Origin of the sequence: Streptomyces rhizosphaerihabitans, assembly GCF_025399795.1 — a bacterium.
GTDB classification, from domain to species: domain Bacteria; phylum Actinomycetota; class Actinomycetes; order Streptomycetales; family Streptomycetaceae; genus Streptomyces; species Streptomyces rhizosphaerihabitans.
Map to the genome: position 1 here is coordinate 19,405 of NZ_JAODTZ010000079.1, position 10,319 is coordinate 29,723.

Genomic DNA, 10,319 nt, shown 5'->3' on the forward strand with positions numbered 1-10,319 from the left:
GAGCGCCGGCGGCAACGCACTCCGTACGTCGACGGCACCCCGGGAACGGACGTCGCCGAGAGCGGCGTCACAGTCTCCGGGGACGTCGAGAATGGCCGATACCCCTCCGCCCATCTCACCTTGCGGCATAGCGTCGAAGCAGACCGGACACCCCGCGTCACGGCGTTGCGTCGGAAGCGACGAGACCGCACTTCCTTCAACGTCACGCAACGGCGCGCGACAGGAGCCAGAGGACAATGCAGACCAAGCTGGACGAAGCCAAGGCCGAGCTGCTCGAACGGGCCGCCCGGGTAGCTGAGAACAGCCCGGTCGGGGGGCACCTACCGACTGGGACGACGGGCGAGGGCACCCCCGACCGGGACACCGTGCTCGCGTTCCTCCAGCGCTACTACCTGCACACGGCCCCGGAGGACCTCACCGACCGCGACCCGGTCGATGTCTTCGGAGCGGCCTTCTCCCACTACAGACTGGCCGAGAACCGCCCGCAGGGCACGGCCAACGTGCGCGTGCACACCCCCACCGTCGAGGAGAACGGCTGGACCTGCAGCCACTCCGTCGTCGAGGTGGTCACGGACGACATGCCCTTCCTCGTCGACTCGGTGACCAACGAGCTGTCCCGCCAGGGGCGCGGCATCCACGTCGTCATCCACCCGCAGTTCGTCGTACGGCGCGATCTCACCGGCAAGCTCATCGAGGTGCTGCCCACGCGGCCCTCCTCCGAGGAGCTGCCGCACGACGCGCACGTCGAGTCGTGGATCCACGTCGAGATCGACCGCGAGACCGACCGGGCCGATCTGAAGCAGATCACCGCCGACCTGCTGCGCGTCCTGTCCGACGTCCGTGAGGCCGTCGAGGACTGGGAGAAGATGCGCGACGCGGCGCTGCGGATCGCGGAGGAACTCCCCAAGGAGCCGACCGCCGACGATCTGCGCGACCAGGAGGTCGAGGAGGCCCGTGAGCTGCTGCGCTGGCTCTCCGGCGACCACTTCACCTTCCTCGGGTACCGCGAGTACCAGCTGCGCGACGACGACTCGCTGGCCGCAGTCCCCGGCACCGGGCTCGGCATCCTGCGCTCCGACCCGCAGCACGGCGAGGACAGCCACCCGGTCAGCCCGTCCTTCGAGCGGCTGCCCGCGGACGCCCGTGCCAAGGCCCGCGAGCACAAGCTGCTGGTCCTGACCAAGGCGAACAGCCGGGCCACCGTGCACCGGCCGTCGTACCTGGACTACGTCGGGGTCAAGAAGTTCGACGAGAACGGTGACGTCATCGGGGAGCGCCGCTTCCTGGGCCTGTTCTCCTCCGCCGCGTACACCGAGTCGGTGCGCAGGGTGCCCGTCGTCCGCCGCAAGGTCGAGGAAGTACTGCGCGGCGCCGGTTTCTCGCCCAACAGCCACGACGGGCGCGACCTCCTGCAGATCATGGAGACGTACCCGCGCGACGAGCTGTTCCAGACCCCCGCCGACGAGCTCCGGGCGATCGTCACGTCCGTCCTGTACCTCCAGGAGCGCCGCCGGCTGCGGCTCTACCTGCGCCAGGACGAGTACGGGCGCTACTACTCGGCCCTCGTCTACCTTCCGCGCGACCGCTACACCACCGGTGTGCGCCTGCGGATCATCGACATCCTCAAGGAAGAGCTCAACGGCACCAGCGTCGACTTCACGGCCTGGAACACCGAGTCGATCCTGTCCCGGCTGCACTTCGTGGTCCGCGTCGAACCGGGCACCGAGCTGCCGCAGCTCTCCGACTCCGACAAGGAGCGCATCGAGGCGCGTCTCGTCGAGGCCGCCCGCTCCTGGGCCGACGGCTTCGCGGAGGCGCTGACCGCCGAGTGCGGCGAGGAGCGCGCCGCCGAACTGCTGCGCCGGTACGGCAACGCCTTCCCCGAGGGTTACAAGGCCGACCACTCCCCGCGCTCCGCCGTCGCCGACCTGGTCCACCTCCAGGCGCTCGGGAAGGAGCCCAGCAAGGACTTCGCGCTCAGCCTGTACGAGCCGGTGGGCGCGGTACCCGGCGAGCGCCGTTTCAAGATCTACCGCACCGGGGAGCAGGTCTCGCTCTCGGCGGTCCTGCCCGCCCTGAACCGCATGGGCGTCGAGGTCACCGACGAGCGGCCGTACGAACTGCGTTGCTCGGACCGTACGACCGCGTGGATCTACGACTTCGGGCTGCGCCTGCCCAAGTCCCTCAACGGCAACGGCGACTACCTCGGCGACGACGGCCGCGAGCGGTTCCAGGAGGCCTTCGCCGCCACCTGGACCGGACAGGCCGAGAACGACGGCTTCAACGCCCTCGTGCTGAGCGCCGGACTGACCTGGCGGCAGTCGATGGTGCTGCGCGCCTACGCGAAGTACCTGCGCCAGGCCGGGTCCACCTTCAGCCAGGACTACATGGAGGACACCCTCCGCGACAACGTCCACACCACCCGGCTGCTCGTCTCGCTGTTCGAGGCGAGGATGTCGCCGGAGCGCCAGCGCGCCGGTGTCGAGCTGACCGACGCTCTGCTGGAGGAACTGGACGCCGCGCTCGACCAGGTCGCCTCACTGGACGAGGACCGGATCCTGCGGTCCTTCCTCAACCTGATCAAGGCGACCCTGCGCACGAACTTCTTCCAGCACGCGGTCGGCGGCAAGCCGCACGAGTACGTCTCCATGAAGTTCGACCCGACGGCCATCCCCGACCTTCCGGCGCCGCGCCCGGCGTTCGAGATCTGGGTGTACTCGCCGCGCGTCGAGGGTGTGCACCTGCGCTTCGGCAAGGTCGCGCGCGGTGGTCTGCGCTGGTCCGACCGGAAGGAGGACTTCCGCACGGAGATCCTCGGCCTGGTCAAGGCGCAGATGGTGAAGAACACCGTCATCGTGCCCGTCGGCGCCAAGGGCGGCTTCGTCGCCAAGCAGCTGCCCGACCCGTCCGTGGACCGCGACGCCTGGCTGGCCGAGGGCATCCGCAGCTACCGGACCTTCATCTCCGCGCTGCTCGACATCACCGACAACATGGTCGCCGGTGAGATCGTCCCGCCCACCGACGTCGTCCGGCACGACGAGGACGACACCTACCTCGTGGTCGCCGCCGACAAGGGCACGGCGACGTTCTCGGACATCGCCAACGAGGTCGCCCAGGCGTACGACTTCTGGCTCGGCGACGCCTTCGCCTCCGGCGGCTCCGCCGGATACGACCACAAGAAGATGGGCATCACCGCCCGCGGCGCCTGGGAGTCCGTGAAGCGGCACTTCCGGGAGCTGGGCGTCAACACCCAGACGCAGGACTTCACCGTGGTCGGCGTCGGAGACATGTCCGGCGACGTGTTCGGCAACGGCATGCTGCTCTCCGAGCACATCCGCCTGGTCGCCGCGTTCGACCACCGGCACATCTTCATCGACCCGAACCCGGACGCGGAGACCTCGTACGCCGAGCGCCGCCGCCTCTTCGAACTGCCGCGCTCCTCGTGGGCCGACTACAACACCGAGCTGATCTCGGCCGGCGGCGGCGTCTTCCCGCGCACCGCCAAGGCCATCCCGGTCAACGCGCACATCCGAGAGGCCCTCGGCATCGAGTCGAACGTCGCCAAGATGACGCCGGCCGACCTGATGCGGGCGATCCTCCAGGCGCCCGTCGACCTGCTGTGGAACGGCGGCATCGGCACGTACGTGAAGTCGTCCGCCGAGTCCAACGCGGAGGTCGGCGACAAGGCCAACGACGCGATCCGCGTCGACGGCGCCGAACTGCGCGTCAAGGTCGTCGGCGAGGGCGGCAACCTGGGTCTGACCCAGCTCGGCCGGATCGAGTTCGCCCAGCACGGCGGCAAGATCAACACCGACGCCATCGACAACAGCGCGGGCGTGGACACCTCCGACCACGAGGTGAACATCAAGATCCTGCTCAACGCGGTGGTGGCCAACGGCGATCTGACCGTCAAGCAGCGCAACAAGCTGCTCGCCGAGATGACCGACGAGGTCGGCGCCCTGGTGCTGCGCAACAACTACGCGCAGAACGTGGCGATCTCCAACGCGCTGGCCCAGTCCCCGAGCATGCTCCACGCCCAGCAGCGGTTCCTGCGCCATCTGGTGCGTGAGGGGCACCTCGACCGGGCCCTGGAGTTCCTGCCCAGCGAGCGGCAGATCCGCGAGCGGCTCAATGCCGGTCAGGGTCTGACCGGTCCGGAGACGGCGGTCCTTCTCGCGTACACGAAGATCACGGTCTCCGTCGAGCTGCTCGCCACCTCGCTGCCCGACGACCCGTACCTGCAGAGCCTGCTGCACGCGTACTTCCCGACGGCGCTGCGCGACAAGTTCCGCGAGCAGATCGAGGGGCACGCCCTGAGCCGCGAGATCGTGACGACCGTCCTGGTCAACGACACGGTCAACACGGGCGGTACGAGCTTCCTGCACCGCCTGCGCGAGGAGACGGGTGCCTCGCTGGAGGAGATCGTCCGGGCGCAGACCGCGGCCCGCGCGATCTTCAACTCCAGCGCGGTGTGGGACGCGGTGGAGGCGCTCGACAATGCCGTCGCCGCCGACGTCCAGACCCGGATCCGGCTGCACTCGCGCCGTCTCGTCGAGCGTGGCACGCGCTGGCTGCTCAACAACCGGCCGCAGCCGCTCCAGCTCGCCGAGACGATCACGTTCTTCAGTGACGGTGTCGAGCAGGTGTGGTCGGAGCTGCCCAAGCTGCTCCGCGGCGCGGACCTGGAGTGGTACCAGCAGATCTACGACGAGCTGTCGAGCGCCGGCGTGCCGGACGAACTCGCCACCCGCGTGGCCGGGTTCTCCTCCGCCTTCCCGGCGCTGGACATCGTCTCGGTGGCCGACCGCATGGGCAAGGACCCGATGGCCGTCGCCGAGGTCTACTACGCCCTCGCCGACCGTCTGAACATCACCCAGCTCATGGACCGCATCATCGAGCTGCCGCGCGCCGACCGCTGGCAGTCCATGGCCCGCGCGTCGATCCGGGAGGACCTGTACGCGGCGCACGCGGGGCTCACCGCCGATGTTCTCGCGGTGGGCAACGGGACCTCCACTCCCGAGCAGCGCTTCGAGGCCTGGCAGGAGCGGAACACGGCGATCCTCGGGCGGGCCCGCACGACCCTGGAGGAGATCCAGGGTTCGGACTCGTTCGACCTCGCCAACCTGTCGGTGGCGATGCGGACGATGCGGACGCTGTTGCGTACGCATTCGTAGGCGGTGGTTCCCAAGAGGTAGTTCCCGGGCGTTCCTGCCCGGGCGGTACGCGGACGGGGGCGCCCCGGGTCATCACGACCCGGGGCGCCCCTGTTGCGTCTGGGGCTGCAGTCGTACTTTCTTGCCGATCTCTCGCGAAACTCCGGCTCGTAATTTACCTATACCTGGTAAATAGGACATTTAGCTTAAGGTTGGCACGGCTGACGGCCCGACCGGCGGCTTTACCGACGGACAGACGTGTGGAGGATCCGGACCCGTGACTGTGCACCTCACCGAGAGGCGGGCCGCTGTGGCGACGCCGCCCGTCATCGGCCCCCGGAGGGCTCCCAAGGCTCCGAAAGCCCGGAACGTCAGCCGGCTCGTCCTGGAAGTGGCCCGTTTCTCGGTCGTCGGTGGCAGCGGAGTCGCCGTCAACATCCTCTTCTTCAACCTGGCGTTGCACGGCCTGAAGTGGGCGCCGATGGCCGCCACGGTGGTCGCCAGCTGTGTCGCCATGGGGACGAACTACCTCGGCTTCCGCTTCTTCGCCTACCGGGACCGGGCCTCGCGCACCCGGCGTCAGATCGCCCTCTTCTTCGCGTTCAGCGGGCTCGGTGTCGTCATGGAGAGCGCGTTGTTCTATCTCGGCTATCACGGCCTGGGGATGAGCGGTCCGCTCGGCTCGAACATCGCCAAGGTGCTGTCGATCGTGCTGGCCTCGGCGTTCCGCTTCACGGTGTACCGGACATGGGTCTTCCAACACGCGAAGAACGGTCGATAACGCCCTTTTACGGGTTGCGATGCCTACGATTAATAGGATGAATGTGGATCAACGTCGTGCGTTCGCCGAACACGGGGCAGAGCCCGCCGCACCCGGGACCGAGCCCGCCGACCCCGGGGCAGAGCCCTCCCGGCCCGGGGACGGGCCGTCCGGGCACCGGACGGAGCCTCCCGGGCAGGGGGCCGGGCCGTCCGAGCGCACGCCCGAGCCCGTCGCCTCCACGACCGGGTCCGCAGGGTCCGGGCCGGACCGGCCGGCCGTCTCCGTGGTCGTCATCGTCTACAACGACGCCGCACGGCTGCCCACGGCCGTGCGCTCCGTCCTGGACCAGACGCTGCACGATGTCGAGGTCGTCGTCGTCGACGACCGGAGCACCGACGGCTCGTACGAGGTGGCGCGCGGACTGGCCGCCGCACACCCCGGCCGGGTCCGCGCCTACCAACTGCCCGAGAACAGCGGCGGCTGCGGTGCCCCCCGCAACCGTGGCATCACCGAGGCCCGCGGCACCTACCTCCTCTTCCTCGACAGCGACGACGTCCTGGAGCCCAACGCCTGCCGCAACATGCTGGAGGCCGCCGAGGTCACCGGCGCGGACCTGGTCTCCGGCCTGTGCGTGCGCGTGCACGTCGACTCGCGCACCGGCAAGGAGGTCAAGTGGTACCCCTGGCTGTACGAGCGCACCCGCACCCTGGAGTCGATCTCCGAGCTGCCCGACCTGCTGGTCTTCGACACCCTGTCGACCAACAAGTGCTATCGCCGGCGGTTCCTGCTCGACGAGGGGCTGCGCTTCCCGGTCGGCATCCACTACGAGGACCTGCTCTTCTCCGCCCAGGCGTACGCCACCGCCCGCCGCATCACTCTCATCCCCAACCGGGTGTACGACTGGAGGGTCGCGGACAAGGCGGCGGCGAAGTCCATCAGCAACCGGCGTGACGAGATCGCCAACTTCACGCACCGCATGGAGATTCACCGGCGGGTCGACCAACTCCTCGCGGACAAGGGGCTCCTGGAGCTGAAGTTCGCCAAGGACGTCAAGTTCCTCAAGCACGACCTCGTGCTGCACATGCGCGAACTGCCCTTCAGGGACGCCGCCTTCCGTGAGGAGTTCGCGGCGATCGCCCGGCAGTACCTGGAGTCGATCGACCGCGCCGCCTTCGACGAGGCCGAGCCCATCCACGCCATCTGCGCCTATCTCCTCCAGGTGAGCGACTGGGACAACCTGCTGCCGGCCGTGGACACGCTCGCCAACCGCGACAAGATCTCCTCGCCGCTCGTCGAGCGCGACGGCCGTGTGTACTGGTGCGCCGAGCATCTCGACGACCCCTTCGGCCGGCACGTCCTGGACGTCACCGACCTCGGCCACCACGTCAAGCCGGTCGACAAGATGTTCCTGCGCAACGTGCTGACCTCGTACGAGAGCACCGGCGGAACCGTCCGGCTCGCCGGGCGCATCACCAACCCGCTCGGTGTGATCCCGCCCGGCGCCCGGCTCACCGGAGAACTGGAGTTCTACGCCCGCCGCCCCGGGGTGCGCTTCCAGACCTTCCGCTTCCCCGTGGCGACCGTGTGGCACGCGGGTGAGTCCGTCGCCTGGGAGACGTCGGCGGACCTCACGGCCGTGCGGCCGCTGGGCATCGTGGACGCGGTGTGGGACGTACGGCTCCGCCTCGACGTCGACGGCGTACGCACCACCACCCGGCTCACCGCGGCCGAACCCGACCTGGCCGTCGGTCGGTTGCCCGTCCGGCCCCGGCTCACCCGACTGGTCGCCGACCGTATCGAGCCGGTCGTCTCCTCGCGCGGGCACCTGTCCTTCCGGCTGGTCCCCGACAAGAAGACGAACGTCCTCGTGCAGCGCGGCGTGCACGGCCGGGCCGGCACGCTCGCCAAGACGAGCTACCGCAAGGCCCGTTCCCTGCGCAAGAAACTCGCCTCGGGGGAGACCAAGATCCGCCTCTACCACGAGGTGTTCAGCCGGCTGCCGGTCAGGAAGGGGCTCGTCGTCTTCGAGAGCCACCTGGGCCGCCAGTACAGCGACAGCCCCCGGGCGATCTACGAGGAGATGCGCCGCCAGGGCCTGGAGTTCCAGGCGGTCTGGGCGTACGCCGGCACTCCGGCCGGGTTCCCGGACGACGCCACCCTCGTACGCCGCTGGTCGCTGCCCTATCTCAGGGCGCTCGCGCAGGCCGAGTTCTGGGTCGACAACCAGAGCTACCCGCTGAAGCTGGCCAAGCGGCCGGACACGACGTACATCCAGACGTGGCACGGCTCCGCGCTCAAGCGGATGGGCTTCGACGAGGCGGAGTGGAAGCTCAAATCCCGTGAGGAGCAGGCTCAACAACAGCGCACGCTGGACCGCTTCGACCGGTTCCTGATCCGCTCCGAGCACGATGTGCGCACCCTCGCACGGGCGTTCCGGCTCCAGGAGCGGGCCCTGCTGCGGGTCGGGTACCCGCGCAACGACGCGCTCGTGCAGGCGAGGCAGCGGGAGGAGGCCGACGGGCGGCGTGAACGTGGCCCGCTGGCAGCCGAGTTGGGCATCCCCGAGGACAAGCAGATCCTCCTGTACGCCCCGACCTTCCGGAAGCGCGGCAGCGGACAGCGGCGGTTCGAGCTGCCCTTCGACGTCGAGCGCTTCGCCGAGGCGTTCGGCGACCGCTACGTCCTCCTCGTCCGCTCCCACTACCTGAACCACGTCGTGCTCCCGCCCTCGGTGCGCGGCCGTGTCATCGACGTCACCGCGCACCACGACGTGACGCCGCTGCTCGCCCTCTCCGACGGGCTGATCACCGACTACTCGTCCGTGATGTTCGACTACGCCCTCCTCGACCGCCCCCTGTTCTTCTTCGTGTACGACTACGACGCGTATGTGCACGAGGACCGCGGTACCTACTTCGACCTGCTGGAGCGGGCGCCGGGACCCGTGGTGCGGACCGAGGACGAACTGCACGCGGCGCTCGCGTCGCTGGAGAAACAGACCGTCAAGTACGCGCCCAGACGTGAGCAGTTCACCGCCGAGTTCGGCGAGTACGACCAGGGAACGGCGGCCCGGAGTGTCGTCGACCAGTTCTTCGGACCATGGAGGCGTGGATGACCGGCCCTGCGCAGCGGGACATCTTCTTCGTCTCCAACAGTGTCGACGAACTGGGCGGGGTGACCAGCTGGTCGCACCAGATGGCCCGGCTGTTCACCGAGCGCGGTCACCGCGTGCACGTCGTGGGCGTCACCGAGCCCGCCGTCCTCCAGGAACTGGGTGAAGTCCCGTACCTCACCACGACGTTGTACGACGTCCATCCCCCGAGCGTCGGACCGGCGCGCGGACTCAAGGGGCGGCTCGACATCGCCGAGCGGAGGCTGCGTGCCGAGCGGGCGACGGGCATGCGGGAGCGGGCCGCCGAGCTGACCGCGCTGTTCCGGGCCGCGCGGCCCGGCGCCGTCGTGATCGTCACCCAGGTGTGGGCCATGGAATGGGTGGAGCTCGCCGACACCGACGGGCTGACCGTCATCGGTATGAGCCACGAGTCCTTCGCGTACTGCCGGACTACCTCGCGCTTCCGGCGGGTCCTGAAGCACTACAAGGACGTCGACCGGATGCTGGCGCTCACCCGCGAGGACGCCGACCTGTGGATCGGGCAGGGCATGAACAACGCGTCCTTCATGCCGAACCCCCTTCCGTTCATGCCCGAGGTGCCCTCGCCGCGCACCGGGAACGCCGTCGTCAGCGTCGGCCGGCTGCACGATCAGAAGGGCATCGACATGCTCCTCGACGCCTGGGCCGAGGCCGCCCCGCGCCACCCCGAGTGGCGGCTGCGGATCTACGGCTCCGGCGAGGACGAGGAGATCCTGAAGAAGCAGTGCACGGCCCTCGGGCTCGACGACTGTGTCGACTGGATGGGGCGGACGAGCGATGTGCCGGGCGCGCTGCGCAGCGGCTCGGTCTTCGTGCTCTCCTCGCGGGGCGAGGGCTTCCCGCTCGCTCTCATGGAGGCCATGGCCACCGGTCTGCCGTGTGCCGCCTTCGACTGCGCGCCCGGCGTCCACGAGATCATCCGGGACGGCGAGGACGGGCTGCTGGCCACTCTCGGCAACACCGGTGAACTGGCCCGCCGGCTGGACACGCTGATGTCCGACAAGGCCCTGCGGGACTCCATGGGCGAGGCGGCGCGCGCGAACATCCAGCGCTTCACGACGGACGAGGTCGTCCGCAAGTGGGAGGAACTGTTCGCGTTCCTGGAGCGCTGAGCGGCCGCCGGTGCGCGCAACGACCTGAGGCGGAGCCGGTTTACGGCTCCGCCTCAGGTCGTTGCTCATGCCTGCGTGCTCAGGTGCTCACGTGCTCACGTGCCTACTTGCCCGTGAACTTCTCGTACTCCTTGAGGACGTCC

4 protein-coding genes are annotated in these 10,319 nt (G+C 69.2%); all 4 read left to right on the forward strand.

The features are described 5' to 3' along the window. Positions 1-236: 236 nt before the first annotated feature. The 4 genes from N4G66_RS41780 (at position 237) to N4G66_RS41795 (ending at position 10,176) form a co-directional block, all read left to right on the forward strand. Entirely contained in the window at positions 237-5,174 is a 4,938-nt protein-coding gene (locus N4G66_RS41780) for an NAD-glutamate dehydrogenase (protein WP_261709551.1), read from the forward strand. A 256-nt stretch (positions 5,175-5,430) separates the two neighbouring features. Next, positions 5,431-5,934 carry a GtrA family protein gene (locus tag N4G66_RS41785; protein ID WP_261709552.1) on the forward strand — a complete coding sequence of 168 codons (504 nt, stop codon included), beginning with the start codon at positions 5,431-5,433 and terminating at the stop codon, positions 5,932-5,934. Positions 5,935-5,971: 37 nt separating this feature from the next. Beyond that, complete coding sequence (locus tag N4G66_RS41790; RefSeq protein WP_261709553.1) at positions 5,972-9,028, forward strand: bifunctional glycosyltransferase/CDP-glycerol:glycerophosphate glycerophosphotransferase; 3,057 nt, start codon at positions 5,972-5,974, stop codon at positions 9,026-9,028. Next, positions 9,025-10,176 carry a glycosyltransferase gene (locus N4G66_RS41795; protein WP_261709554.1) on the forward strand — a complete coding sequence of 384 codons (1,152 nt, stop codon included), beginning with the start codon at positions 9,025-9,027 and terminating at the stop codon, positions 10,174-10,176. Before N4G66_RS41790 ends, N4G66_RS41795 begins: the two co-directional genes overlap by 4 nt. The last annotated feature ends 143 nt before the right edge of the window (positions 10,177-10,319 follow it).